This is a genomic window from Glutamicibacter protophormiae (genome assembly GCF_016894325.1).
Lineage (GTDB): Bacteria > Actinomycetota > Actinomycetes > Actinomycetales > Micrococcaceae > Glutamicibacter > Glutamicibacter protophormiae.
Map to the genome: position 1 here is coordinate 332,994 of NZ_CP069806.1, position 25,393 is coordinate 358,386.

The 25,393-nt window shown below is 63.8% G+C and carries 22 protein-coding genes, 1 tRNA gene and 1 other RNA gene; 10 read left to right on the plus strand and 14 right to left on the minus strand.

Going from position 1 to position 25,393, the window contains the following annotated elements; translation table 11 throughout:
* Positions 1–2: 2 nt before the first annotated feature.
* From JQN66_RS01645 to JQN66_RS01660, 4 genes are all read right to left on the minus strand, one after another.
* Positions 3–3,743 carry a DNA polymerase III subunit gamma and tau gene (locus JQN66_RS01645; protein WP_204676391.1) on the minus strand — a complete coding sequence of 1,247 codons (3,741 nt, stop codon included), beginning with the start codon at positions 3,741–3,743 and terminating at the stop codon, positions 3–5.
* Between the two features lie 9 nt (positions 3,744–3,752).
* The gene (gene gluQRS / locus JQN66_RS01650; RefSeq protein WP_204676392.1) at positions 3,753–4,673 is read right to left on the minus strand and encodes a tRNA glutamyl-Q(34) synthetase GluQRS; all 921 of its coding nucleotides are present in this window, start codon (positions 4,671–4,673) and stop codon (positions 3,753–3,755) included.
* A 27-nt stretch (positions 4,674–4,700) separates the two neighbouring features.
* An RNA gene (ffs, locus tag JQN66_RS01655) (signal recognition particle sRNA small type) lies at positions 4,701–4,797 on the minus strand.
* Positions 4,798–5,499: 702 nt separating this feature from the next.
* Entirely contained in the window at positions 5,500–7,032 is a 1,533-nt protein-coding gene (locus JQN66_RS01660) for an HNH endonuclease signature motif containing protein (protein WP_204676393.1), read from the minus strand.
* A gap of 188 nt (positions 7,033–7,220) precedes the next feature.
* On the opposite strand from JQN66_RS01660, the gene JQN66_RS01665 reads away from it, so the two are divergent.
* The 3 genes from JQN66_RS01665 to JQN66_RS01675 all read left to right on the plus strand — a co-directional run bounded on the left by JQN66_RS01665 (position 7,221) and on the right by JQN66_RS01675 (position 8,838).
* Positions 7,221–7,308: transfer RNA gene (locus JQN66_RS01665), tRNA-Ser, on the plus strand.
* Positions 7,309–7,656: 348 nt separating this feature from the next.
* On the plus strand, positions 7,657–8,022 hold the full coding sequence (locus tag JQN66_RS01670) for a VOC family protein (protein WP_204676394.1): 366 nt from the start codon (positions 7,657–7,659) through the stop codon (positions 8,020–8,022).
* An 84-nt stretch (positions 8,023–8,106) separates the two neighbouring features.
* Positions 8,107–8,838 (plus strand): response regulator transcription factor, encoded by a 732-nt coding sequence (locus JQN66_RS01675; protein WP_204676395.1) that lies wholly within the window; start codon positions 8,107–8,109, stop codon positions 8,836–8,838.
* A gap of 305 nt (positions 8,839–9,143) precedes the next feature.
* Here JQN66_RS01675 and JQN66_RS01680 read toward each other — a convergent pair whose 3' ends face one another.
* Positions 9,144–10,184, minus strand: coding sequence for an isopenicillin N synthase family dioxygenase (locus tag JQN66_RS01680; protein WP_204676396.1), 1,041 nt, complete (start codon positions 10,182–10,184; stop codon positions 9,144–9,146).
* 280 nt (positions 10,185–10,464) lie between these two features.
* On the opposite strand from JQN66_RS01680, the gene JQN66_RS01685 reads away from it, so the two are divergent.
* Both JQN66_RS01685 and JQN66_RS01690 read left to right on the plus strand, forming a co-directional pair.
* Positions 10,465–10,767 carry a type II toxin-antitoxin system VapB family antitoxin gene (locus JQN66_RS01685; protein WP_204677445.1) on the plus strand — a complete coding sequence of 101 codons (303 nt, stop codon included), beginning with the start codon at positions 10,465–10,467 and terminating at the stop codon, positions 10,765–10,767.
* Positions 10,768–10,810: 43 nt separating this feature from the next.
* On the plus strand, positions 10,811–11,440 hold the full coding sequence (locus tag JQN66_RS01690) for a LytR C-terminal domain-containing protein (RefSeq protein ID WP_204676397.1): 630 nt from the start codon (positions 10,811–10,813) through the stop codon (positions 11,438–11,440).
* A gap of 22 nt (positions 11,441–11,462) precedes the next feature.
* Here JQN66_RS01690 and JQN66_RS01695 read toward each other — a convergent pair whose 3' ends face one another.
* A complete protein-coding gene (locus JQN66_RS01695; protein ID WP_204676398.1) occupies positions 11,463–12,155 on the minus strand; it encodes a DsbA family oxidoreductase in 693 nt (230 codons plus the stop codon).
* Positions 12,156–12,275: 120 nt separating this feature from the next.
* Between JQN66_RS01695 and JQN66_RS01700 the strand changes: the two genes are divergently transcribed.
* Positions 12,276–12,992, plus strand: coding sequence for a YoaK family protein (locus tag JQN66_RS01700; protein WP_204676399.1), 717 nt, complete (start codon positions 12,276–12,278; stop codon positions 12,990–12,992).
* 15 nt (positions 12,993–13,007) lie between these two features.
* Here JQN66_RS01700 and JQN66_RS01705 read toward each other — a convergent pair whose 3' ends face one another.
* Positions 13,008–14,384, minus strand: a complete 1,377-nt coding sequence (locus JQN66_RS01705; RefSeq protein ID WP_204677446.1) for an amino acid permease — start codon at positions 14,382–14,384, stop codon at positions 13,008–13,010.
* 244 nt (positions 14,385–14,628) lie between these two features.
* On the opposite strand from JQN66_RS01705, the gene JQN66_RS01710 reads away from it, so the two are divergent.
* Complete coding sequence (locus JQN66_RS01710; protein ID WP_188948448.1) at positions 14,629–15,192, plus strand: histidine phosphatase family protein; 564 nt, start codon at positions 14,629–14,631, stop codon at positions 15,190–15,192.
* 12 nt (positions 15,193–15,204) lie between these two features.
* Here JQN66_RS01710 and JQN66_RS01715 read toward each other — a convergent pair whose 3' ends face one another.
* The 3 genes from JQN66_RS01715 to aceA form a co-directional block, all read right to left on the minus strand.
* A complete protein-coding gene (locus JQN66_RS01715) occupies positions 15,205–16,269 on the minus strand; it encodes an alpha/beta hydrolase (RefSeq protein ID WP_204676400.1) in 1,065 nt (354 codons plus the stop codon).
* Between the two features lie 158 nt (positions 16,270–16,427).
* Positions 16,428–18,065, minus strand: coding sequence for a malate synthase A (aceB, locus tag JQN66_RS01720; protein ID WP_204676401.1), 1,638 nt, complete (start codon positions 18,063–18,065; stop codon positions 16,428–16,430).
* Positions 18,066–18,144: 79 nt separating this feature from the next.
* Positions 18,145–19,449, minus strand: coding sequence for an isocitrate lyase (gene aceA / locus JQN66_RS01725; protein ID WP_188948445.1), 1,305 nt, complete (start codon positions 19,447–19,449; stop codon positions 18,145–18,147).
* 862 nt (positions 19,450–20,311) lie between these two features.
* Between aceA and JQN66_RS01730 the strand changes: the two genes are divergently transcribed.
* Positions 20,312–21,799, plus strand: a complete 1,488-nt coding sequence (locus JQN66_RS01730; RefSeq protein ID WP_188948444.1) for a helix-turn-helix transcriptional regulator — start codon at positions 20,312–20,314, stop codon at positions 21,797–21,799.
* Positions 21,800–22,008: 209 nt separating this feature from the next.
* Here JQN66_RS01730 and JQN66_RS01735 read toward each other — a convergent pair whose 3' ends face one another.
* Positions 22,009–22,668 (minus strand): dTMP kinase, encoded by a 660-nt coding sequence (locus JQN66_RS01735; RefSeq protein WP_204676402.1) that lies wholly within the window; start codon positions 22,666–22,668, stop codon positions 22,009–22,011.
* A 210-nt stretch (positions 22,669–22,878) separates the two neighbouring features.
* Here JQN66_RS01735 and JQN66_RS01740 point away from each other — a divergent pair, with 210 nt between their 5' ends.
* A complete protein-coding gene (locus tag JQN66_RS01740; protein WP_204676403.1) occupies positions 22,879–23,277 on the plus strand; it encodes an alkaline phosphatase family protein in 399 nt (132 codons plus the stop codon).
* A complete protein-coding gene (locus JQN66_RS01745; protein ID WP_204676404.1) occupies positions 23,202–23,606 on the plus strand; it encodes a hypothetical protein in 405 nt (134 codons plus the stop codon). The genes JQN66_RS01740 and JQN66_RS01745 overlap by 76 nt, the downstream gene beginning before the upstream one ends.
* 45 nt (positions 23,607–23,651) lie before the next feature.
* Here the strand turns inward: JQN66_RS01745 and JQN66_RS01750 are convergent, their stop codons facing one another.
* Genes JQN66_RS01750 through JQN66_RS01760 form a run of 3 tightly spaced genes read right to left on the minus strand, consistent with a single transcriptional unit; the run spans position 23,652 to position 25,290 of the window.
* Positions 23,652–24,323 (minus strand): alpha/beta hydrolase family protein, encoded by a 672-nt coding sequence (locus JQN66_RS01750; protein WP_204676405.1) that lies wholly within the window; start codon positions 24,321–24,323, stop codon positions 23,652–23,654.
* Positions 24,324–24,341: 18 nt separating this feature from the next.
* The gene (locus JQN66_RS01755; protein WP_204676406.1) at positions 24,342–24,929 is read right to left on the minus strand and encodes a hypothetical protein; all 588 of its coding nucleotides are present in this window, start codon (positions 24,927–24,929) and stop codon (positions 24,342–24,344) included.
* Between the two features lie 4 nt (positions 24,930–24,933).
* Entirely contained in the window at positions 24,934–25,290 is a 357-nt protein-coding gene (locus JQN66_RS01760) for a VOC family protein (protein ID WP_188948438.1), read from the minus strand.
* Positions 25,291–25,393 lie beyond the last annotated feature (103 nt).

The following is a 25,393-nucleotide window of genomic DNA, read 5'->3' on the forward strand; positions in this document are numbered from 1 at the left end:
GGTCACAGGCTGCGCTTGATTTCCACGACGTTGCCATTCACGTCGCGCTGCTCGATGACCATGCCGCCGAGCAGCCGCTCGACCGCCGGGACGCCGATCAAGGCGGAGTCCTCCACCTCGATGTCGTCGTCGCTCGGGATGAACTCCGCAGGATCCTCCATCGGCGGCTCCGGAGGCAGCGGGATGCCTCCCCAACCGCTGGCGGACTGCACCGGCCCGGCGGCCGGAGCTGCGTCCTTGGCCTGGTTCATCAGCTGCTGGTAGCGGCTCATGCGCCCGGTGCCGGTGTTCGGCGCCGGGGCCGTCGGAACGCTCGCGGGCGGCGCGACGGGATCCGGGGCGCCCCAGGATGGCGCGGTTTCCCGGGCCGGGGCCTGCGGCTGCTGGACCGGCCGGGACTGCTGCGGCGCGCTGTGCGGTGCCGGGGCGACCGGCGCTGGTGCGGCCTGACGGACCGGAGCCTGCTGGATCGGCGCCTGCTGCTCAGGAGCATGGGGCGGCGCCTGCAACGGAGCCGGGGCCTGCGGTTCGGGGTCGCGGGCGATGGCCGCCGGCTCGAAGGACTCCGTCGTGCTGCCCGGGCGCAGCGGCGTCGAGGATACCGGGCGGTCGATCGTGAAGCCCGGGGGCTCGGCCTGGCGGGCGCTCATCCCGGCGGTCATGCGCGGACGCGGAGCCACCGGAGGGCCGTCGAAAGGACGCGGGGCGCTGCTGCGCTGCGGGGCCGGCTGGACTGGTTGCACCTGCGGAGCACGGTTCGGCTGCGCGGTCGGAGCCGCTGGCTGGGCCGGCGCTTGCGTCGGAGCCGGTGCCGCGTAGGGGTCGCCGAAGGCGCCGTCGTCCGGGAACGGCGGCTCGTCCATGTACGGCTCGTCGTAGGGCGGGGGCACGTCGTCGTAGCTGGACATGTAGCCGTTGTCGCGCGCGGGCGCGGAGGCCGGAGCCGCCGGGGCCGGGGCCTGGCGCGGCGCCGGGGCGGCAGCAGGCTCAGGCCGAGCCGGCGCAGGCTTCGCGGGGCGCGGACCTACCCCAGCGGTGTCAGCCTTGGTGAACTTGGTTGGTGCTGGGGTTGGCGCCGGGATCGGCCGGCGCTCACCTTTTGGGGAACCACCGCCTGCGGGGTTCGAGCCGCCTTCGGTGATGACAACCTCGATCGGCCCTCCGGCCACCTGCGAAAGCACACCGGTGAGCTTCTGCATCATATCCGGCCGGTTTCTCAGATTGACGATCGGGCCGGAATTGCTGAAGGCCAGCGTCAGCGTGCGGCCGTCGAATCCAGCCACCGATCCGTAGTTCGAGACCATGGAGTGCAGCACGCGCGAGCTGGACTGCAGCTGTTCCAGAATCTGGGGCCATGCCTGCTGGAACTTGGCGACCGGAGAACCTCCGCCGGCAGCGGCAGCTGGCTGGTTTCCCTGCGGCTGAGGCTGCTGAGGAGCCTGCTGTTGCTTCTGGTACTGGTTCTGCTGCTGGGCCGCCTGTGCCTGCTGGCGTTGCGCCGCTTCGCGCTCTGCAGCTTCCCGCTGGGCTTGCTCCCGCTGGGCTTGTTCGCGGGCGGCTTGTTCCTGAGCCGCGCGCTGGGCTGCTTCACGCTGGGCTTGCTCCCGCTGGGCCTGCTCGCGGGCGGCCTGTTCCTGAGCCGCGCGCTGCGCTGCTTCGTGCTGCGCCTGTTCGTAGGCGGCGCGCTGCTGAGCCTCGGAGTCCGGCTGGATTGGCGGGACCTGGGCTGCTTGCTGCTGCTGCTGGGGTTGCTGCGGTGCATGGCTCTGCTGCGCCGGGTTCTGCACCTGCTGCTGCGCCTGTTCGTAGGCGGCGCGCTGCTGGGCCTCGGAGTCCGGCTGGATTGGCGGAACCTGGGCTGCTTGCTGCTGCTGCTGGGGTTGCTGCGGCGCGTGGCTCTGCTGGGCGCGGTTTTCGGCCGCGCGGCGCGCGAACTCAGCCATCGCAGGGTTCTGCTTGACGTCGTCGATGGAGACGCCGGTCCCGAAGGACAGGTCCTCGCCGCTGGCCGGATCCGGCACCAGACTGAACGGTGCAACACCGTCGGGGCGCTCGGCGGGAACGCTCGGGCCAGGCTGGATTTCGGTGGTGACCGGGTTGCGGTCTTCCTTCGGCCCCCACGTGGCACCCCAATCGGCATCCGCTCCCGTGTTCAGCGAGGCTGCCGCTCCCGGGTCCAGCGGAGCGTTGATGTCATCCGCGGCCGGGGCAGGAGCCTGGGCCGCCTGCTGCACGGCGGGCTGCGGCTGGGCCGGTGCATGAGACGCCGGGGCTTCCTGCTGCGGCTGGGCCGGCTGGGCCGGCTGGGCATGCTGGACCTGCGGGGCCGGCGCAGGCTGTACCGGAGCCTGCTGCATGGCGGTTTGTTGAACTGGTGCTGGCTGGGCTTCGGCCTGGACCTCGGCCTGGACCTCGGCAGGAGCATCGGGAACGGGCTCTCCGTCGCGACGGGCCTTGGCCGCGGCCAGCGCCTGGCGCACGGCGGCGGCGCCCTGACGCGCGGCCCCCGGGTTCGGTGCCGAGCCCATCGCGATGGCGGCGGCCTCGGAATCGTCGCCATCCAGCGCGGGCAGCGCCCCACCGGTCATCGCATGGCGTTCCAAGCGGTCCAGCCGGGCGGCGAAGGAGCTGTCGGAATTCTGCGAACCGGGAAGCAGCAGGCGCGCCGCCAGCAGCTCCAGGTGCAGGCGCGGGGAGGTTGCGCCGGTCATGTCGGTCAGCGCCTGATTGGTGACATCGGCCCAGCGGGACAGTTCGCCGGCCCCGGCCAGTCCGGCCTGCAGGTGCAGTGCTTCGAGCTGGTCGGCGGGAACGCCGCGCAGGATCTTCTCCAGGCCCTCCGGCATTGCCTTGGCGATGACCAGGTCGCGGAAGCGCTCCAGCAGATCCTCGACGAAACGGCGCGGATCCAAACCGGTCTGGATGATGCGGTCGATCGCGCTGAACAGTCCAGCACCGTCGGATTCGTGCAGCGAGAGCACGACCTCGTCCAACAGCGTGGAGTGGGTGTAGCCCAGCAGCGCGATGGCGGTTTCGTAGTCCAGGATCCCCTCGCGCGCACCGGCCATGAGCTGGTCGAGCACCGACAGGGTATCTCGGACCGAGCCGGCGCCCGCGCGGATGACCAGTGGCAGCACGCCGTCGGCGACCGCGACGTTTTCGCGGTCGCAGAGCACCTTGAGGTATTCCAGCAGCGCTTCGGGCGGTACCAGGCGGAACGGGTAGTGGTGGGTGCGCGAACGAATGGTGCCGATGACCTTGTCTGGTTCGGTCGTCGCGAAGATGAACTTGATGTGCGCCGGCGGCTCTTCGACGATCTTCAGCAGCGCGTTGAAGCCTGCCGAGGTGACCATGTGGGCCTCGTCGATGATGAAGATCTTGTAACGGTCGCGGGCCGGGGCGAAGGTCGCGCGTTCGCGCAGGTCGCGGGCGTCTTCCACGCCGCCGTGGCTGGCCGCGTCGATTTCGATGACATCCAGGGATCCAGGGCCGCCGTTGGCCAGCTCTACGCAGCTCGGGCAGGTGCCGCACGGGATCGGGGTGGGGCCCTGCTCGCAGTTCAGGCAGCGTGCGAGGATGCGGGCCGAGGTGGTCTTGCCGCAACCGCGCGGGCCGGAGAACAGGTATGCGTGATTGACCCGGTTCTTCTCCAGAGCGGTCATCAGCGGAGCGGTCACGTGCTCCTGTCCGATGACATCGGCGAAGGTATCGGGACGATATCTGCGGTAAAGCGCTGTAGTCACGCCGGTTCCCTATCGGTTGCGCGATGCCGGGGGCATCAGCTGTTGGACAATGTTTTCAGGCTTCACGATCCACGGTTCGCGCGGAAGCGCGGCCGGGTCGAATGCCGCCAGGGCTGCCTGCAAATCCTGACCCGGCAAGCCCAATGACTCTAGCAAAAATGCGCGTACTTCGGCTGGACGCACACCTTGTTCGGTGATCTCTTCGAGCGTTACAGCGCCGTCGCGCTTGGCCAGCCGCTGGCCCTTCTCATTCAGCGCCAGCGGAACGTGCGCGTAGGTCGGAATGGTGTAGCCGAGCAACTGGGCGAGATACGCCTGGCGTGGGGCCGACGAGAGCAAGTCGTCGCCGCGGACTACTTGATCGATTCCGCTGGCGGCATCGTCGACGACGACCGCCAAGTTGTATGCGGGTGCTCCGTCATTGCGCACCAGCACGAAATCATCAACCGCGCCGGTGTAGCGGCCGGCGAGCTCGTCCTGAACAGAAAATTCGTTCACTTCGGCGCGCAGGCGCAACGCCGCCGGCCGGTGCAGCGCCTTTTCGGCACGTTCTCCGGCGGTGAGATTCCGGCAGGTGCCCGGGTAGGATCCTGGCGCAGCATGCGGAGCGCTGCCCGCTTCGGCAATATCCTTGCGGGAACAGAAGCATTCGTAGACAAGCCCCTGTGCTTTCAGTTCGTCCACAATGGTTCGGTACACAGGCAACCGGTCGGACTGGCGCACCAGTGTGCCATCGAAGCTCAAACCTAGAGCGTCGAGCTCGGCAAGCTGTTCGGCTTCGGATCCTGCGCGAACACGATCCAAGTCTTCGACGCGCAGGAGAAAATCGCGTCCAGTGGAACGGGCGAAAAGCCAAGCCAGGACTGCGGTGCGCAGATTACCGATGTGGAGGCGCCCTGACGGGCTAGGGGCGAAACGGCCAGCGCCCACTTGGACTCCATTCGGCTTGCGTAAAAAAGTAAAGACCCCTCATGCACCTGCCAGAGCCCATCTACCCTTGCTACCTTCCGGTCCTGGGGGAGTTCAACAGGATGACACCACACGAGGGGTCACCAAAAATACTACCCGAGGAAGGGGTGTGTATAAAAATCGTAAGGCGTGCGCTTGCTCTCACCAGTTGCCCGGAGTAGAAGTGAACGAAAATTTTGATCAGATTCCTCACGCGGTTCGTAACCCCAGCGGCCAACGGGTGGCATTTTGATGACGGGAGAGAAATCTGAGGCAAATTTTTGATCAGAAAATTGGCCAGATGAAGGTTGGTCAAGAGCGACTGGGAGGGTGAAATGCTCTAGCACTCGCGAGGCGCTGAAGGAAAAAATCTGGTCAAAATTTTTAGATCGGCACTGCCTGAGCCACCGTGTTCGCGCAGGACGGGCGAGCTGGCCGAAACAGTGAGGAAGGATTCTGAACAAAAAAATTGATCAGAAACACAACTCAGTCGGGCAGTGGATCTGCTGGCTTGGGACGAAGGCTGAGGCGAACTGAGCAAGAAATTTGATCAGAATTCGTCATGGCGCGGCAACGCTGACCGCTGTTGCTGCTTGAGCCGCAGATAGTCAGAGCCGTTGCGTATTGTGATTGGGGATTTTGTTGGTTAGCCAGGAACACATGGCGAACTAAGCCCTTCAACGTGGGTGCTCGTTTTTCCGGAGGAGCGTTTTTGTCGTCCTACTGGCTGTCGAAAGAACTGGAAGTCTGGATTCCTGATCAAAAAAATTGATCAGATTCACTTCACTGGGCAGTACCACTGCGGAGTCTAGCCAGCTGCAGCTTCCGGAGGGTCGTACCAGCCAAGTACTCTGCGAACGCGATCAGTCATCTCAACTTCGGGAAGGACTGGTGTTTGGCTCTTCTCGAAGTCGAAGTTCTGAACCGTTTTCACGCTTCCCGGAACTTCTAGGCAGACGATTCCATTCGGGGTGCGCCAGCTGACAGAGCCATCTGGACGATAGGTTACTTCCCAACCCAAAGCGTGCTTGAACAGCTGATGCCTTTTGCAAAGTAGCTCGGTGTTCGTACGCGATGTGTGGCCTCCCTGAGCCCAACCGTCGATATGGTCAGCCTCGGACTGTTCGGCCAGCCGATTGCAGCCTGGGAAACGACATTGAACGTCGCGGAAACGTAGAAGATCCTTGAGAGCCTTGCTTGGACGGTACTTTTCCCGGGCGACATCAATCGCGGCGCCGGTCCAGGGATCGGTTAGTACCTTGATGAACGAGGGCGCTTCCTGCGCGATCTTCAATGCAGTGCCAATGGGTATGGGGCCGTAACCTTCCAGCTCGGCAAGGGCTTTCTTGGGATCCGCCAACATTTCCAAGGCAGGAATCGTTACGGCAACGCGGGCTTTCAACGGAGTGCCATTGCTGTCCGGCCATCCATCGATCATTGCATCCCGGAAAATATCGGCTCGGCGTTGACGTTCGGTCCGTTCATCATCCTCATCCACATTCGTTACGGCGAACCAGTTGACGGTGTTGACCATGCTGAAAATATCTTCCGCAGGAAGATACACCTGCAAAGTGGCCATGCCATTTTCGTCCGCCCACCACGTCACGGAGCGGAGCTCACGGGCCTCCTTGTGCCGTTCGTCAAGGGGTTTCGGATGGAGCCGCTCTCGCATGCGGCGAGCTCGTTGAGAGATCGCTGAATCAGTTGCCGTCTTAGCCAGAGGGAGCAACACATGTTCCATCTGCTTGATGTCTTCAGGGTCCAAGTCTTGAGATTGCTTGACTATTTCTCTGGCTGCTTTGGTAGTGATCTCACCGTTGGCCAGGGCCGAAAGGGTATCGACGCATAGATTGCGAAGACCTTCCGCCGTAAACAGCTTGCCTTGAATGTGTGTTTCCGAATCACGCATGGCAATCGCTGCTTCGGCGATGAAAGAGGACCTGACCGTGATCTCGTCAGCCAAATTGACGCCGTAGTACTTGGCGGAAAGCTGCTGGGCTTGATCGTCACCTTGATCGAGCAGGGACTCTTGGACACCCCGGCTGGTAGCTTCGCGGGCGCACATTTCCAAGGTGTCTGCCATGAGGGATGCTTCGGCTGCATCCAGCATGCTTCGAAGCCGACCGATGATTTCAAGGCGTTTCATTCCGTCTGCTGGCGAATCCGCTGGCGGAAGGTTGTATAAATCCAAGGCTGTCGAAGCGAATTTATTGAAGAACTTATGCTGGTCGAGCTCCCCATCCCACACTCCTCCTGAGCCAAAATTCATTCGAAGGCCAGGAGGATACATTGGTAGACGATGAGCATCATCGTCGCTGTGAAATACCTCTCTTTTGCTCATGTTATTGAGTATCCTCCCTGCCACGGACAGTTTGGAGGAGCCGGTTTCAATGTGGGGAAAGCGCGAAAAAACGCCAAATCTAGAGGATTACGATGTTGAGTGGAGTGAGTTTTGCCGGCGCGCTGCCTTCGATTCGTGATTGAGCGGAAATTTAGATATGCTTGATTCTGCTCCACGGAGCAAAATGAGGAGGATTCGCCTAGCGGCCTATGGCGCACGCCTGGAACGCGTGTTGGGTTAACGCCCTCAGGGGTTCAAATCCCCTATCCTCCGCCATTGGAAAGCCCCCGAGAAATCGGGGGTTTTTTCGTTTAATTCCACTTGCATGTGATCTCAGGAATGCGGGGTTCCCCGAAGCGAACCAGCATGGTCTTGGACTGTCAGCTGGTTTACTGGAACAACCCCTCACCGGCATGCTGACCCGAGCCAAGTGAGTCATCTGCTGGTTTCCATGCGATCCATGATTCTGCCCTGGAATTCCGGGTCTGGACAGCATCCAGAATGAGCATTTTGCCCGATTTGCCGACAACTTCCAGTTTTGGCCGCATTGGCGGGAGATCGGCGTATCATCCGAGGCGAAGGTGGACATCCAAGGTCTGCCGGTGGAGTGGGAAGTCGTGGGCCATGTCCGTAGTCATCAGTGAGATTGCCGTTGATTGCCAAAATCCAATGCTCGTTGCCAAGTTCTGGTGTGAAGTTCTGGGTTTTGAAGTTCGAGAGGAAGCCGTTGGTCTGGTGACCATTGGGCGGTGCGGAGGCGGGCCAAACGAAGTGGTTATCTGTTTCGCGCAGGTGCCGGAGAAAAAGAGCATCAAGAACCGGTTGCATCTTGACCTTAGGCCGAAAGATACTTCGCAACAGGACGAGGTTGACCGAGTGCTGGCGCTGGGGGCGCAATACGCAGACGTCGGTCAGGACGATGACGAGGACTGGGTCGTTCTTTATGACCCGGAAGGTAACGAGTTCTGCGTGCTCTCCGGTAGCATTTAGTCCACGCAGCGGTCTGTAACGTTAGGCCGCCGCGATCGCCTTAACAGGGGATTGGGGAAAAACGTGGTTGGGGAAATAGCAAAGGTGGTCGTCATTGAGTATGACGAGGCCGTGCGTGGAAAGATGACAACACTGCTTCGGCAGATCGGGTTTGCCATACAAGAGGAGTCCAGCGGGCAACGGGGTGTTGCGCTGGCCCAGAGGGCAAAGCCGGATCTCGTTGTCGTCGGCTTTGGCCTGCCCGATATCGACGGGATCGAAACGATACGCCGTGTGAGCGCCAATCTTGATGCGTACGTGTTGGCCGTGATGGACATCAGCGAAGAGATTGAGGTGGTCTTGGCGTTCGATGCGGGAGCGGATGGGTGTTCTCCGAAGCCCCTGCGTGAACGTGAATTCCGTGCCAGAATAGATTCGTTCTCGCGCCGGCAGGCCCGGATCAATCAGATGATCAGCGACAGGCAGGGTTCTGCCGTGAAAGTGCTCAGCCACGGCGCACTGCGACTGGACTCTTCAACGTGGGAAGTTCATCTGGACGGTGTTCCCATTGTCTTGACGGCTACCGAATTCACCCTCCTCCATGTGTTGATGCAGGTTCCGGGCAGGGTGCGGAGCAAGAAAGAGCTTGCCCGAAGGGTCAGTCTCGACAACGACGATCTTGAGCATGGCTATGTTTCCGACTCGGACGTTCGAAGTATTGAGGTGCACATAGCTAACCTCCGACGCAAGCTAGGTGACTCTGCGCGTTCTTCACTGTGGATTGAGACAGTCAGAGGGGTTGGATACAGATTGGTAAATGACCCCGGTTCATACTAGTGATACCTGTAGCCTTTTAAAACTACTCTTTAGACTTTCATATGCTTGATGCAATCTTGAGCTAATTGATAACACAGCTTAAGTGTGATCTTGCACAATGAGTCCCATGGCCGAAGGGCCTAGCGGGAACTATGAAACTGAACGATGGCTGGGTTTTGGGGGAATAGCCAAATCGCCTTGGGGGAGGCGTCGGGTAAGACAGAAAGCTCGCGGAAAACGTGAAGACTTCGATGCGGTGGCGCAATACCCCGTCGAAGTCTTCACGTTTATTTTTGTTTATCCGAGCTCTTCTTGAGCCGCTAAGGCTAGGCTGTGGCCCTGTTCTGGACCAGCTGCGGGTAGTGGATCGCGGCAGTCTGCGGATGGGCGCGCAGCCAACCCTTGAGGACATTGGCCCCGTATGAGGCGAGCATCGGGTTGTGCGGATCGTCGGAGACGCCGCGGGCGTCTGCGGCCAGCTCAGCCGGCAGCTCGACCTTGTCGATGACCGCGTCCAAGCGCGGGGAGTAGAAGAATGGCACCGAGTAGCGGTCAACGTTGGCTGGCGGGGCAATCACTCGGTGGATAGTCGCCATCAGGTAGCCGTCGGTGGCGACTTCGAGCATTTCACCCAGGTTCACGACGAGTGCTCCGGGAGTCGGAGGAACCTCGATCCATGAATCCTGGCCGTAGGGCTGTACCTGCAGCCCGCCAACCTGGTCCTGCAGCAGCAGGGTGACGAAGCCGTAGTCCGCGTGCAGGCCGACGCCCTGGTTTCCTGCCTCCGGCACGATCCCGCCGCCCACGTAGTGCACCAGCTTGCCCATCCAGGCTGGAGCCCCTGAGAACGGCTCGTCGAAGTAGTCCTCGCCAAGGCCCAGGCCCACGGAAATCGCGGAGAGCAGTTCGTGCCCGGTGCGGTTCATCAGCTCGGCCCATTCCATGGCGCGTTCGCGCAGCTGGGGGAAGTCTTCGGGGAACTGGTTGCGGCCCTGCAGATTCAAGTACGGCTTGTCGGCCGGCACTACGGCCAGCGGCTCGCGGTCCGGACCGTAGTCGATCTGTTCACGGGAATCGGCGCGGCCGCGGGTGATCTCGGTGCCCAAGCGGGTGTAGCCGCGGAACTGGGCGCTGTTGCGGTTGTCGAGCGCGATCTTCTCGTCGACCGGCTTCGCGAAGAACTCGGCAACCGTGTCCAGCAGTTCCTGATCCTGGTTGGCGCGTGAGGCGTACCCGACGATCTGGAAGAAGCCGACGCGGTGGGCAGCGTCGAGCAGTGTGGCAACGAACTCGGGATTGAACGTGCCATCGGCATTCCGGGAAGTGGAGATATCAAGGACTGGGATCTCGGTTACTACGTTGTTCATAACCCTAGGGTGCACCCGTTCGGTGGATTGTTACTATCTAAAATTACGCACCGTTCCGCCACGTTTCCGCCGTCGTAACAATCCTTGCCAAGGCCTGTTTCCGAGCGCATAATTTGCGCTTGCGGGGCCCGGTGGATGGATCTGCCTGTGAAGCGGATGCTTGAGGTTCTCGATTCGGCAACGTCCCGTTAGACGTGGATAATGCCCGATTCGGCGCCTGGGCCGGCGAACGCGTCGCTGAATCAGGTAATTTGTTACGCGGTTCCCTATGCTTGAAAGGGTGATTTTCCGAGCCGTGGGCGATTCGCGTCCGTACCCCGAGCACGAGCTGTCCAGCCCCCGCGACTGGAGCGCCGTCCCGCCTTCGCAGGTCAAGCTCGACCAGCTGGTAACCACCAAGTCAACGCTTGATCTGGAGACGTTGCTCTCCGAGGATTCAACGTTTTTCGGCGACCTGTTCCCGCACGTCGTGCGCTACCGGAACGTGCTGTATCTGGAGGACGGGCTGCACCGGGCGCTGCGTTCGGCGCTGCACCACCGGTCGGTGATCCATGCCAGGGTCTTGGATCTCGACGCGGATTAGGTAAGCTGTCGCCACAAAGGGTAGCTGCCTGAAAGTGGGTGCGATGATGCACGAACGCGAGGATCCTGCGACGTTGCGCGGGGCCCACATCGTTGGCGAGCGCGAGCTGAGCTTCGTGTCCAGCGCCCAGGCCAAGCGCACTGCCCGCAGGCGCCAGAACGTCATCTTCTCGATCATGGCCATTGCTGTGCTCGTGGCGTTCATCGCCGCCACGCTGTCCTTCACCGGAGTGCTGAAGATCGGCGGCAGGCCCACGCCGGTGCAGGCCGACGAGCAGCCGGCCGAGCAGATCGCCAACCCGGCCTGCCCCACCTCCATTTTCAACTACCAGGACCCTGCGAGCTTCAAGGTGCGCGTGCTGAACACGACCACCATTTCGGGGCTGGCGGGCAGAACCGCCGAGACGCTGAAGAATCGTGGTTTCCAGATCTCGGCGACCACCTCGGGGCTGGACAGGTACGAGGACAAGGTCGCCGTGGTGCTGGCCGGGCCCCAGGGCTATGCGCAGGCGCTGACCATCCAGCGCCAGGTGCCCGGCTCCGAATTCGTCTACGACGAGATGATGTACGGCACCGAGGTGGACCTGGCGCTGGGCACCGGATTCGAGAACCTGGTCAAGGAGCGCAAGCTGAACACCGCCCCGGGCACGCTGGAGTGCATCGCGCAGCAGTAGCGGGCCGCCGGCCCGGCGGGTGCTAGTTGGCTCCGACGGTTTCGGCGTGGACCTGGGTCAGCGCGTTGGCGAAGACCTCGGCCGGCTGGGCGCCGGAAATTCCGTACTTGCCGTCGAGGATGAAGAACGGCACCCCGGTGACGCCGATCTGGCGCGCCTGGGCGATGTCAGCGTTGACCTCGTCGGCGTAGCTGCCGGCCTCCAGCGCGGAGCGCAGCGCGGCGGCATCCAGCCCGACCTCGGCGGCCAGCTGCAGCAGGGTGTCCACGCTGCCGGTGTCCAGGCCCTTCTCGAAGTGCGCGGAGAGCAGCGCTTCCTTCATTTCGCCGCCCAGCCCCTGCTGCTTGGCATGCTCCAGCACGCGCAGCGCGGTGAAGGAGTTGGCGACCACCAGCTTCCCGAAGTCGTAGTTCAAGCCCTCCTCGGCGGCCTGGGCGGTGACGTGCTGCAGCATGCCCTCAACCTGGGCCGGGTCCATGCCCTTGGCCTTGGCCAGGTAGTCCAGCTCGCTGCCGTCGTAGTGCTCGGGCAGGGTCGGGTCCAGCTGGTAGGCGTGCCAGTAGACGTCGACGTCCTGGGCCAGGCCTGAGGATTCCAGGCCCGATTCGAAGCGGCGCTTGCCGATGAAGCACCATGGGCAGGCGATGTCGGAGAAGATGTCCACGCGCAGGCGCTTGGCGTCGGCGGGATTCTGGGAAGCAGCGGTTTCACTCATGCCCGTTATAACGCGCCGCGGCGCGCGGGCATTCCTTCGGCAGGGCGTTGCCTGCGGCACGGGATAATGGCAGCAGGCGGGAAACCGCAGTCGGGAACGGAAAGGGCGGGGCGGCGTTCGGTGGCCAGAAATCTGGGATGGCGCGGAATTTTCTTCGCGGGGGCGATCACCGCGATGGCGGGGTTCGTCGACGGCGTGGGCTTCATCCACCTCGGCGGCTACTTCCTGTCCTTCATGTCCGGCAACTCGACGCGTTCCTCGGCCGCCCTGCTCACCGGCGACGCCGGCGGCTGGGCCATGGCCATGGGGTTCGTGGGCAGCTTCGTGGGCGGGGTGGTGCTGGCGACCGTGCTCACCGCGCGGGCCGCGCGCTACCGCCGGCCAATCGTGATGTACCTCAGCGGCGCGCTGCTGGTCACCGCCGCGCTGCTCGGTTCGCTGGGCACGCTGGGTTTCGGCGGGGCCTGCCTGTTGGCGGCCTCGATGGGCGCGGTCAACGTCTCCTACACGCGTTCGGGGGAGGTGTCGCTGGGGCTGACCTACATGACCGGCACGCTGGTCAAGCTCGGACAGCACCTGGGCGGCGCGATCCTGGGGCTGCTGACCGGCTCTGACCGCGGCGCGGGGCGGCTGCTGTGGGTCCGCTACGCGGTGCTGTGGGCGATGATCACGCTCGGCTCGCTGGCCGGGGTGTTCGCCTACCTGCACCTGGGCCTGTCCAGCCTGTGGATCGCGGCCGGAGGCATGCTGCTGTGGGCCACGCTGGCCCTGGCCTCGGAACGGCGCACCGCGCAGCAGCCGGAAAACCCCTTCGGGGTGCGCCGCGAGATCCGCTAGCCTGCCGGCGGCCGCCTAGCGGCCGGTGGAGACCGCTTCCGAATCGCGTTCGCGCCCGTCCGCCGAAGGGCCGCCGGAGGTGCCGCGCACCGCGAAGCGGTAGACCACGGCCAGGATGGCCAGCCATGCGGCGCCGGTGTACAGGGCCACGCGGGTCTCGGCGCTCAGCGCCAGCAGCACGACCACGAAGACCATGAACGCCAGCGCGATCCAGGCGGTGGTCGTCCCGCCGGGAACCGCGAACTCGCGCGGGCCCTGTGGCGCGGCCGCGGTGTCCTTCTTCTCGGCCCGGCGCATCGCCAGGTAGGAGGCGAGGATCATGATCCAGACCCACACGGTCGCGAAGGTGGCGATCGAGGCGATGATGGTGAACAGCTGCTCCGGCAGCAGCACGTTGAGCACCACGCCGACCAGCAGCACGATGGTCATGACGACCACTGTCATCCAGGGCACGCCGTTGGAGGAGACCTTCGCGAAGGACTTCGGGGCATGGCCCTCGGCCGACATCGCGAAGAGCATGCGCCCGGCGCCGAAGGTGTCCGCGTTGATAGCGGACACGGCTGCGGTGATCACCACGGCGTTGAGCACGTGGGCCGCGGCAGGGATGCCCAGCGCGTCGAAGATCTGCACGAACGGGCTCGCGCTGCCGTCGATCTGGCGCCAGTCGAAGAGCATCATGACCACTGCCAGCGAGGCCACGTAGAACAGCAGGATGCGCCACGGCACGGTGTTGATCGCGGCAGGCACCGAGCGCGCGGGGTCGTCCGCCTCGCCGGCGGTGATGCCGATGGTCTCGATGCCGCCGAAGGCGAACATCACCACGGCGAAGGACAGCAGCAGCCCGGCGAAACCGTGGGGGAACAGCGTTCCGGCGGCCATCAGGGTGTCGACGCCGGTCGCGGTCTGCGAGTCGGGGGCGTTGAAGCCGAAGATGATCAGCGCGATGCCGCCGCCGATCATCGCGATGATGGCGCTGACCTTGATGATCGCCAGCCAGAACTCGGTCTCGCCGAACACCTTGACCTTCATCAGGTTGATCGAGGCAATCAGCAGCACCACCGCCAGCACCCAGATCCAGGCGGCGACGTCGGGGAACCAGAAGCCCATGTAGACGCCGAAGGCGGTCACGTCGGCGATGGCCACGATGGCCATCTCGAAGGTGAACGTCCACCCGGTGATGAACCCGGCGAAGCGGCCCAGGTAGCGCGAGGCGTAGTGCGCGAACGACCCGGAGACCGGATGCTTCACCGCCATCTCGCCCAGGGCGCGCATGACGATGAAGACGGCGGCGCCGCCGATCATGTAGGCGAACAGCACGGCCGGGCCGGCGGCTTGGATGGCGGCGGACGAGCCGTAGAACAGGCCAGTTCCGATGGCCGAGCCCAGGGCCATGAAGCGGATGTGGCGGGCGGTGAGCCCGCGGGCGAGGGATGCCTTGATTTCGGTCACGGTGAACTGCTTGGATCCTCATTAGGGGGTTGGGGTGCACGTGCTCCGGTGCCGCGGAGGGCCGGCGCAACGTACCAAATCGTACGGGTTCCGGCAAGGAGATGGGGTGAAATTGTGTCTGGGCAAACCCGTGGGATTGCCCACACCCGCCGGGCGCGGGGCACGCGCCGGTGGAAGAATGGTGCGCATGAAGCTGGGATTCGTCCGCCACGGACAGACGCAATGGAACCTCGAAGGCCGCCTGCAGGGAAGCAGCAACATCCCGCTGAACGGCACGGGCCGCGCGCAGGCCGCCGACGCGGTGCAGGTGCTGGCCGGCGGGAACTGGGACGTGGTCGTCTCCTCCCCGCTGGACCGCGCGCGGCAGACCGCGCAGATCATCGCCGACGGGCTGGGCCTTGAGCTGGGCCCGAGCTACGAGCTGCTGGTCGAGCGCGACTACGCGCAGGGCGAGGGCATGATCGAGGCCGAGGCGCTGGAGCGCTGGCCAGGGAAGATCGGCGGCGGCATCGAGCCGCTGGAATCGGTGGTGGCCCGCGGGCGGCGCGCCATCGAGCAGATCATGGAGGATTTCCCCGGGAAGAACGTCGCGGTCGTCTGCCACGGCACGATCATCCGCTACACCCTCTCGGATTTCGCCGGCTACACGCTGGACACCATCCGCAACGGCTCGGTGGCGGTGCTCGGGCAGGACGAAGCCGGCCGGCTGCGCCTTGAACTGGTCAACGACCAGGTGCCCGCCGCCCGCTAGGACGTCGTCCCGCTAGGCGCCCGGCACCACGCGCTGCACGCTGGCGGTCAGCTGCGAGTCGTGCTGTCGGTTCTTGATCGCCGCCAGCCACGAGCCCAGGTCCAGGTAGGCCCGGGTGCGCACCGGCGGCGCGGAGAGGAAGACGTCGTGCAGCGCGTCGGCCAGCCGCACCAGGTGCAGCTCGCGGCCCAAATCGAGGCTGCGCTCGGCGATCTGCTGGACGTTCAGCGCGACGTCGGACTTCGACGCGGCGTCCTGCCAGCGCGGCAGCAGGTAGTCCTTGGCCGAGAGCATCACCAGCACCGGCATCGCCAGGTCCAGGCCCTTCTTGACCTTCGCCTGCGCGTCGAAGACCGCTGAGATGAACCCGGTGGTGATCTTGAAGCCGTTGACCGGGCGCCAGGCCAGGTCGTAGTCCCATTCGCCCTCGAACTGGCTGGAGACCGTGCGGGTGTAGAAGCCCGGGTCGATGCTGGGCAGGAAGCGGTGCGGGTTGCGCGCGCTGGAGGCCTGGAACAGCTTGGACAGGGCAGCGCGCCCCAGCTCGCTGGCCTGGAATTCCAGCCACGGGCTGTTCAGCGCCAGCGCCTCGATCTTGTGCGGGTTCGCGGCCGCGTACAGCGACGCGCTCAGCCCGCCGGTCGAATGCCCCAGCAGCACCACCCGGGTGCCGGGGTGCGCGCTGGTGATGATGCGCAGCGCCGCGTCGAACTCCTCGAAGTACTGCTCCAGGTTGTTGGTGAATCCCGGGGAGGTTTCGGCGGCCATATCACGCTGGGCATCCAGCGGGAGGTTGCGCCCGTAGTGGCGCAGGTCCAGGGCGTAGAAGTCGGCGCCGGCGTCGCTGAGGAACCGCGCCAGCTCGTGCTGGAAGAAGTAGTCGGACCAGCCGTGCACGTAGAGGATCGACAGCCCGCGCAGCGGCGGCGCCAACCGCGGGAGTCGGGAAGGCCGGCGGTGGCGGACCAGCGTGGCGGTGGATCCGTCGAGCAGCGGCAACGTGCGCCGGGTGAATCCCTCGCCCAGGACATCGGGCTCCCACAGGTCCTCGGCCGGGTTTTTAAACTGGAACGCCATGGCTTCAGCCTACCCAGTGGCCAGCGCTTTCAGGGCGCGAAAAACGGCATCCACCCGCGGGAATGGTTACCAACGGATGAATGCCGCAATTCGTGGCCGATTCTACGAGGACGACTTGGAAACGAATCGGCCGGGTCTATGGGGTGGCGCCTGCGCGGCTAGCCTGCCATTTCCAGTACTGGAACCGGCATGTCCAGGTAGCGCAGGTAGGCGTTGCGGGTCATGAAGGTCGGGAAGTCGTCGCGCAGTGCGCAGGCTTCGAAGATCTCCATGGCGGATTCGAAACGGTCTCCCTCGAAGCGCTCCATGCGGTCCATGGTCTCCTCGGCCAGCTCCTGCACCCAGCGGCGGGTGATGATCTCGCCCTTGTCGGTGATGGCCGACTGGTGGATCCACTGCCACAGCTGCGAGCGGGAGATCTCGGCGGTGGCCGAATCCTCCATCAGGTTGCGCAGCACCACGGCGCCGTTGCCGCGCAGCCACGACTCAATGTAGCGGATGCCGATCTCGATGTTGTCGCGGATGCCCTGCTCGGTGATCTTGCCTTCCAGCCCGGCCACGTCCAGCAGCGCGGTGGCGGAAACCTGAACGTCTTCGCGGGTGCGGCCGATCTGGTTGGGGTTGTCGCCCAGCACCTCGGTGTACACCTCGCGGGCCACTGCCACCAGGTCCGGGTGGGCTACCCACGAGCCGTCGAAGCCGTCGGCTGCCTCGCGGGCCTTGTCCTCGCGCACCTTGGCCAGGTTGATCTCGTTGATCGAGGCATCCTTGCGGCTTGGCACGAAGGTGCTCATGCCGCCGATGGCGGTGGCGCCGCGGCGGTGGCAGGCACGCACCAGCTGCTCGGTGTAGGCCCGCATGAACGGTGCGGTCATGGTCACCGAATCGCGGTCCGGGAACACGAAGCGCGGTCCGCGGGAACGGAAGTTCTTGATGATCGAGAAGATGTAGTCCCAGCGGCCGGCGTTCAGGCCCGAGGAGTGCTCACGCAGTTCGTAGAGGATTTCCTCCATCTCGAAGGCCGCGGTGATGCATTCGATGTGCACGGTGGCGCGGATGGTGCCGCGGTCGATGCCCATCATGTCCTGGGCCATGTTGAACACGTCGTTCCACAGGCGTGCCTCCAGGTGGTTCTCCAGCTTCGGCAGGTAGTAGTACGGGCCGCGGCCGGCTGCCATCAGGCGCTTGGCGTTGTGGAAGAAGTGCAGTCCGAAGTCGACCAGCGAAGCGGACATCGGCGCGCCGTTCACCCGCAGGTGCTTCTCCGGCTGGTGCAGTGCGCGGGGGCGGACCACGATGGTCGGCAGCTGCTTCAGGTCGTGGGTGTCCAGCTTGTACTCGCGGCCGTCCGGTGCGGTGAAGTCCAGCTCGTTGTCGAGCACGCGGATCAGGTTCACCTGGTTCTTGATCACGTTCTGCCAGGTCGGGGAGCAGGCGTCCTCCATGTCGGCCAGCCACACGTTGGCGCCGGAGTTCAGTGCGTTGATTGCTGCCTTGCGCTCGATCGGCCCGGTGATCTCCACGCGGCGGTCTTCCAGACCCGGAGCGATCGGGGCGACCTGCCATGAAGCGTCCTCGCGGATGTTCCGGGTTTCTTCCAGGAACTTCGGGTCGCGGCCGTTGGCGATGCGGGCCCGGTTGAGCTGGCGGCTCTGCATCAGCTCGGTGCGGCGGTTCTCGAAACCCTGGTGCAGTGCGGAGAGGAAGTCCAGTGCCTCGCTAGTGAGGATCTGTTCCTGGTAGCGCACTTCGGTGGCGGTGATGGTGATGTTGTTCAGGGTGATCGGGGTGTTCATGACAGCGTCCTTAAAGCTTAAAAATGGTGGTGGTGCCGGCTGACGTCATTGTCAGCCGGCACCATCGACCCGTTAGGGTCTAATGGAATTGGCCTTCTTCGGTGGAACCGACCAGCGCCAGGGTGGAGGCGTTGGGGTTCAGCGTGGTGGAGATGGCATCGAAGTAGCCGGTGCCGACTTCGCGCTGGTGCTTGGTGGCGGTGTAGCCGTCAACCTCGGCAGCGAATTCGCGCTCCTGCAGCTCGACGTAGGCGCTCATGCCGTCCTTCGCGTAGCCCTTGGCCAGATCGAACATCGAGTGGTTCAGTGCGTGGAAGCCGGCCAGGGTGATGAACTGGAAGCTGAAGCCCATGGCACCGAGCTCGCGCTGGAACTTTGCGATGGTTGCGTCGTCCAGGTGCTTCTTCCAGTTGAAGGAAGGGGAGCAGTTGTACGAGAGCATCTGGTCCGGGAAGTCCTTCTTGACTGCCTCGGCGAACTTGCGAGCCAGCTCCAGGTCCGGGGTGCCGGTCTCCATCCAGATCAGATCCGAATAAGGAGCATAGGCCTTGGCACGGGCGATGCATGGCTCGATGCCGTTGCGGACCTTGTAGAAGCCTTCCGGGGTGCGCTCGCCGGTGATGAATTCCTGGTCGCGCTCGTCGACGTCGGAGGTGATCAGGGTTGCCGCCTCGGCGTCGGTGCGGGCGATGACGACGGACGGGGTGCCGGCGACGTCAGCTGCCAGACGTGCTGCGTTCAGGGTACGGATGTGCTGCTGGGTCGGGATCAGGACCTTGCCGCCCAGGTGGCCGCACTTCTTCTCCGAGGCCAGCTGGTCTTCCCAGTGGACGCCCGAAGCGCCGGCGGTGATCATGGACTTCATCAGCTCGTAGGCGTTCAGCGGGCCGCCGAAGCCGGCCTCGGCGTCTGCGACGATCGGGACCATCCAGTCCTCGACGGTCTGGATGCCTTCGGAGAACTCGATCTGGTCTGCACGCTGCAGCGCGTTGTTGATGCGGCGGACAACCTGCGGAACCGAGTTCGCCGGGTACAGCGACTGGTCCGGGTAGGTCTGGCCCGAGAGGTTTGCATCGGCGGCAACCTGCCAGCCGGAAAGGTAGATGGCTCGCAGGCCGGCCTTGACCTGCTGGACTGCCTGGTTGCCCGTCAGTGCGCCCAGTGCGTTGGTGTAGCCGCCGGTCGGGGTTTCCTCGGTGAGCTGCTTCCAGAGCTTCTCGGAACCGCGCTTGGCCAGGGTGTGCTCTTCCTGGACCCGGCCCTGCAGCTTCACGACGTCTGCAGCGGAGTAATCGCGGGTGACGCCTTCCCATCGAGGGTTGGTTGCCCAGTCATTCTCCAGGGCTGCGACGCGGTTTTCGATCGAATTCTCGTTGGTAGTCATGTTGCTGGCTCCTTCGCACAAGCTCGGTGTTCGTTCGGACCGGTGAACCCTGCGGTTTCGATCCGGTGAACTTCTTCGTGACACCAACTATTCCCTGCCTGCAACCCCTCCAACAGAGGTTTTCCGGAATAAGATTCAACGTTTTTCTCTTCTGTGAAATTTGTGCACTTCTTTCATCGATTGTGATCCAAAGCTCGAAAAATGGTTATTTTCCCACGGAACCACACTGAAGAAGTTCCGAAATTCCTCGAAATTCTGGTGTAGCGGAGGTCACAGGTTGGCTCCCCCGCGTTGCGATCCAATTCTTGGCATGCAGGTGAATTGGGGGTTGCCGGGCGAATCTCATGGAAATTCACCGCGGCTGGCGTTCTGCGCTACTCGTCGCGGCGCGCAAAAGGCGCGAGATTGCCGGGGAAGGCCACGAGGTGCCCTGCAGGGTATCGGGCAAGTTCGAGGCGAGTTCGGCGTAGGTGAAAAAGTCGATTTCTTTCAAAACTAGGCTTTTCGGCCGTTGGCACGGCGGTGGGTTGGATAAAGGGCGCCTTACGGCGATGCACCGGGGTGCCGGCGCGTGCGTCGGAACACCGGCTCCGCCTGCGGGGGGAATGCTGGAGTCGTGCTTGAACTTCCTCAGTCCGGGGTTGCCCGGAGTGCCCCGAGGCAGCCGCTTCCCCTGCTGCTATCGGGCCTGCTGATTGAGGCGGCGTCGGCGCCGCGCGGCCGCGGGGGTGCGCAGGCGCAACGGCTGTGCGGCGATAAATTTTCCGATAATTCGTTAACTTGGTGACGACAAGGCGGTGATTTAGGGTCATATGCCGAATTTTGCTGGAAAAAATACAACTTCTTCCCCTATTCTGAGTGTGTGACTGCTACCACATGGAACCGGGATGCCCGTGCTGACGGAACGGGCGGCGCTGAGGCGAACGACGAGCTCGACGTCATCGCACTGGGACGACGCATCCGCTACCTCCGCAAGGAGAAAGGCCTGACGCTTGACGATGTCAGTGCGTTGGTCGAAACTGCGCCAAGCCATCTGTCTCTCGTGGAGAACGGCAAGCGCGAACCGAAGTTGTCGCTGCTGAAATCCCTGGCTTCCGCACTGGGCGTGAGCGTCGACGACCTGCTCGGGGCTGAGCCGCCGTCGCGACGGGCTGCGTTGGAAATCGCATTGGAACGTGCGCAGCGCGGACCGCTTTACGCATCCCTGGGTCTGCCGAAGGTCAGGATTTCCAGCCGCTTGTCCATGGATGTGCTTGAATCGTTGGTCGGACTGCAGCGCGAATTGGAGCACCGCCTCGACGAACAGGCGGCCACTCCGGAGGAAGCCCGCCGGGCCAATACGCAATTGCGCGAAGAAATGCGCCAGCGCAACAACTACTACAAGGAGATCGAGCAGGAAGCAGGACGGATCCTGAAAGCCGCCGGGCACAGCGGCGGCCCGCTGTCGCACCACCGTGCCGCGGACATTGCCGAATACCTGGGATTCAGCCTGCGGTATGTCAGCAACCTTCCCCATTCGACCCGTTCGGTCACCGACCTGAAGAACCGCCGGATCTACCTCACCCAAGCCTCCCGCGTGGACCACGATCCGCGGTCGGTGCTGCTGCAGGCATTGGGCCACTACGTGCTGGGGCACCAGACGCCGGTGGACTATGCGGATTTCCTCTCGCAGCGCGTGGCGACCAACTACTTTGCCGCGGCGCTGATGATGCCGGAAAAGGAGACCACCGATTTTCTTCAGCGGGCCAAGAAAAACAGGGAGATTGCCGTGGAGGACATCCGCGACGCATTCGCGGTTTCCTATGAGTCGGCCGCCCACCGCTTTACCAATTTGGCGACGGAGCACCTGGGGCTTACCTGCCACTTCCAGAAGGTCCACGAGTCCGGGATCCTGCATAAGGCATATGAAAACGACGGGGTGAACTTCCCGGCCGACCATACCGGAGCCATTGAGGGGCAGACTATCTGCCGCTATTGGACCAGCCGTGTGGTGTTCGACGTGGCGGACAAGTTCCGCTCCTTTGAACAGTTCACTGACACGATCAACGGGACCTACTGGTGCACGGCTCGTACGGAGCGCCACTCCTCGGGGATGTATTCCTTGTCCATCGGCGTGCCTTTCGAGCATGTGAAATGGTTCCGCGGACGCGACACCAAGGAACGCTGCCAGTCCAAGTGTCCGGATGAAAACTGCTGCCGCCGTCCGCCGGCGGAGCTGTCTTCCATGTGGTTCGGCAATGCCTGGCCTGCGACGCGCGCGAATACGCACCTGCTCGCGGCCATGCCAACCGGCGCGTTCCCCGGGGTAGACGAAACCGAGGTCTACAGGTTCTTGGAAGAGCAGGCCTGAACCGGGTCGTACGATTGCTGTCCGGCAAATGCCGCCGGAACGGCTGGGCTGCCGCATGCCCGCGATCCGTTCGATCGAACAAGGGATGATGCCCGGTGGCTGGATTTCCGCTGCCGGTCCACCGCCGCACTGCTGTCGATGCCGGGCCGAAAACCGGGAACGAGGCCGGCGCATCGAGCCGGACCCCGAACGATTTGCCTGAGTCTCGGCTAGCTGGGACTCAGGGCCGGGTGACGCGTGAGCGCCGCCGGGTAGCCGGCTAGGAAACGCAACTCAGCAGTAATCTGCCGAATCGATTGCGACCCGTCAATGATGCTCCAGCCGTTGTCCTTGGCCAGCCGCAGATATTCGAGCCTGCTGGACTGCAGGTATTCCAAGGTCTCGAAGTCGTCCTCGCGCGAGGCGATGCGGTTGTAGGCGACCTTCGCCTCGACATCCAGCACCACTACCAGCGACCGCTCTACCGACTTGTGGGCCAGCCACGGCATGAGCAGGCCCAGCGGCTGGCCGCGCACCCTGCGAAGGACCAGTTGGCAGTACAGGTGCCGGTCCATGACGGTCAGGCCATTCAAGCTGCGTGCCCGCAACGAGTTGACTGCCACATTGGCCGTGCGGATGACCGCCTCGATGAAGTCCTGGGTGAAGGTGGGAAAGTCGAGTCCCCAGGCTCTTGAACGCCGTGTCAGCCAGCGCCGTCCCGAAACGTTTGCCGCGAATCGCGCGGTGAATCCGTCGCGTTCCAGACTGCTGGCCAGCGCTTGGGCGGATGTGGTTTTTCCGGCGCCATCGGTCCCCACGATGACCAGGGTACGTCGAATGCTGCCGGCGAGGATTTCCCGGGAAGCATCCTGCGGTGGAACTGGAACCATGGTTCTCCTTGGGGTGTGCGTTACTGCTTCCAACGACCGGCGGTCGCGTAGCGCTCCGCATTTTTCCTGTGGGTTTCATGTGCGGTTCAGCTCGGCGGTTCCGCGGCTTGCGCATCTCCGCGGATCTGCCTGCGGGTGATTTCAGGGAATTTTCCGCAGTTCCGTCTCATCATGCGACGTGAGGGGCTCCGGGTTGTCGAAGGCATCTCCATGAGTCGCACCACGTTCTCGGTCAACGGTCGCGAATACATCCACCAGGGCGACCCTGTCGTCGTCATCTGCATCGACGGCAGCGAGCCTGCCTACCACGAGGAAGCAATCAATGCCGGTCGCATGCCTTGGCTCAAAGAGCAGATTGAAGGCCGCGGCACCTCCTGGGGCGCACACTGCGCCATTCCGACGCTCACCAACCCGAACAACATGTCCATTGCCACAGGTCATCCACCGGCAGTGCATGGCATCTGCGGCACTTACATCCTGGACCCGTCCACCGGCGAAGAGGTTCTGATGAGCGATCCGAAGTTTCAACCGCGATGCCCGGGGCCGCGGATGTCCGCGAAGAGATCTACCGCAACAGCCCTGAGCTGGTCGACATGGTCGCGAACGTGATGTTCACCCGGCGTCCGGACGGTACGCTGCTGCTGGGCGACAGCCATGTGTATGGGAATACGGTGGACCCGTTCCTCGACGAGTGGTGGACAGATCGCCTCGTTGGCGAGATCGGCAAGGTGCTGGGGGCTCCGCTGCAGATCACCCAGCGTTGGCAGGGAGTGTATGCGAGCAGCGCGCTGACGAGCCTGCTGGTTGAGGAACCGGACGAGCAGACCCGCGTGGTGACGGTCACCTCGGGCATCGGCATGACCATGTCCTTCGGCATCGCCGCCGAGAGCATCGACACCATCTGTCCCGAGAACGCCAGCGCAATCGCCGCCGGCTAAACGCCTATTGGGCAGGCAGGAGCCCGTGGCACTGCAGGACGGAACCTAGCTCCGATGGCCCAAGACGGAGCGGATGAAGCGGGTCGTGGCTTCGGCAAGGCCCGCTCCATCCTGCTCCGGAGTGCGCCCCGAGCGGGCCACCTTGAACGAGTGGTCTCCGCCTTCGAACCAGACCAGTTCGGTCTTCTCGTTCAGCCTGGATGCCACATCCGCCATGATCTGCGGATTTGCGAAGGGATCACGGGTGCCTTCGAGGAAAAGCATCGGAACCTGCAACGCGTACAGGTGCTCGTCGCGAAGTTTCTCCTCTTTCTTCGGGGCATGCAGCGGGTAGCCGAGGAAGACCAGGCCCGCGGCGTCCATTCCCTCGGATACGGCCACGGATGCCATGCGTCCGCCGAAGGACTTGCCGGCGGCGAAAATGGGAAGATCGCCGGCGAGGTTTTCCGCGGCCCAATCGCGCACGTGATTCCATGCGGAGACAGCCGTCGGCGCCTTGTCCGGGAACTTCTTGCCGGCATCCATGTACGGGAAGTTGAACCGCAAGACGCTGCAGCCCAATGCGGCGACCGCCTGCGCGTACCCTGACATGAACGGATGGTCCTTGCCTGCGCCCGAGCCGTGGGCCAGGAGCACCAGTGCGGCAGGGTGTTCGGCAGCGTCCAGCAGGGCGCTGATCGCGCCGGATTCGACGGGTATTGAAAGCTCCAAGCTCATGGAACCAGCGTAGACGGCTCAGCCTGCCGCGTTAGCCGCCACCAGTTCCGCCTTGCGGAGCAAGGGGTGCTTGGCAAGTTCCTCGCCCAGCGCGTCCATGATCGCCCGCGCGGAGTCGCCGTTGAAGACGAACACCGGTCCGTCGAAGCGGAAATAGACATCCTCGTGCCAGCCGATGGTGCCGTCGCCCAGCGCGCGGTGCAACGCCAGCACGGTGGCCTCCAGGTCCGCATCGGATTCCTCGGCCAGCCGGGTGCGCAGCAATACGTATTCGCTGGTGCCCAGGGCGGTGCGCTCGCCGTCCACTTCCATCCATGAACCGCGCGCCAGCCCGTTGGCCATCAGCCAGCTGCTGAAGGCGGCGACCAGCTTTTTCATATCCGGGCAGGAGACCTCGAACTGCACATCGCTGGACAGCGGTTCCTCGTGGTCCGAGATCGCGGTGCCCGAAGCGACCACGCGCGCGGTGCACTGCGGCCTGGCGGCGGCTACCTCCAGCAGGGCCTGTTCCTGCTGCTGGCGCAGGCGGACGGTCATCGGCTGCGCGAAATGCACATCGATGCGGTGGCTTGCCGGCTCCGCGGATTTCTTGGAGAAAAGACCCATGGAACTAGTCCCCGTGGGGATCCGACAAGCAGAAGACAATGCCGAACGGGTCGCGCAGCACGCTCCACCCGAAGTCCGGGTCGTCCGTGTGCTCCTCGACCAGGGTGGCCCCGGCCGCCAGCAGCTCAGCGACTTCCTTGGCCCGGTCGGTTTTGGCTTCAAGATCCAGGTGAACCCGGTTCTTGCCGGGGGTCACCTCGTCGACCTGCTGGAATCCAATCCTGGCAGGGAAGCCCGGAACCGAGATCATGGTGAAGCCTGGATACTGCCCCGCGTATTCGCCGTGCAGCACCAGCCGCCACCATGCGGACGCGGCCTGCTCGTCCAGGGTATCGAGAGTGATCATGCCGATGTTCGCCATGAGTACCAACCTACCGGGAGGTGCGGTTCTTGGGTAGGGCAGCGCACCGGCAATTCTCCGGGCGGACAAAAGGCGGCCTGCGGAACCATTGCTGGTTCCCGCA

Coding starts and splice junctions, on each gene's coding strand:
- JQN66_RS01710 (WP_188948448.1), top strand. CDS start 14,629: ATGAAGCTGGGATTCGTCCGCCACGGACAGACGCAATGGAACCTCGAA.
- JQN66_RS01735 (WP_204676402.1), bottom strand. CDS start 22,668: ATGGTTCCAGTTCCACCGCAGGATGCTTCCCGGGAAATCCTCGCCGGC.
- JQN66_RS01660 (WP_204676393.1), bottom strand. CDS start 7,032: ATGAGCAAAAGAGAGGTATTTCACAGCGACGATGATGCTCATCGTCTA.
- aceB (WP_204676401.1), bottom strand. CDS start 18,065: ATGAACACCCCGATCACCCTGAACAACATCACCATCACCGCCACCGAA.
- JQN66_RS01695 (WP_204676398.1), bottom strand. CDS start 12,155: ATGAGTGAAACCGCTGCTTCCCAGAATCCCGCCGACGCCAAGCGCCTG.
- JQN66_RS01680 (WP_204676396.1), bottom strand. CDS start 10,184: ATGAACAACGTAGTAACCGAGATCCCAGTCCTTGATATCTCCACTTCC.
- JQN66_RS01745 (WP_204676404.1), top strand. CDS start 23,202: ATGCCCGGGGCCGCGGATGTCCGCGAAGAGATCTACCGCAACAGCCCT.
- JQN66_RS01740 (WP_204676403.1), top strand. CDS start 22,879: ATGAGTCGCACCACGTTCTCGGTCAACGGTCGCGAATACATCCACCAG.
- JQN66_RS01755 (WP_204676406.1), bottom strand. CDS start 24,929: ATGGGTCTTTTCTCCAAGAAATCCGCGGAGCCGGCAAGCCACCGCATC.
- JQN66_RS01715 (WP_204676400.1), bottom strand. CDS start 16,269: ATGGCGTTCCAGTTTAAAAACCCGGCCGAGGACCTGTGGGAGCCCGAT.
- JQN66_RS01670 (WP_204676394.1), top strand. CDS start 7,657: ATGTCCGTAGTCATCAGTGAGATTGCCGTTGATTGCCAAAATCCAATG.
- JQN66_RS01705 (WP_204677446.1), bottom strand. CDS start 14,384: ATGGCCCTGGGCTCGGCCATCGGAACTGGCCTGTTCTACGGCTCGTCC.
- JQN66_RS01750 (WP_204676405.1), bottom strand. CDS start 24,323: ATGAGCTTGGAGCTTTCAATACCCGTCGAATCCGGCGCGATCAGCGCC.
- aceA (WP_188948445.1), bottom strand. CDS start 19,449: ATGACTACCAACGAGAATTCGATCGAAAACCGCGTCGCAGCCCTGGAG.
- JQN66_RS01690 (WP_204676397.1), top strand. CDS start 10,811: ATGATGCACGAACGCGAGGATCCTGCGACGTTGCGCGGGGCCCACATC.
- JQN66_RS01760 (WP_188948438.1), bottom strand. CDS start 25,290: ATGGCGAACATCGGCATGATCACTCTCGATACCCTGGACGAGCAGGCC.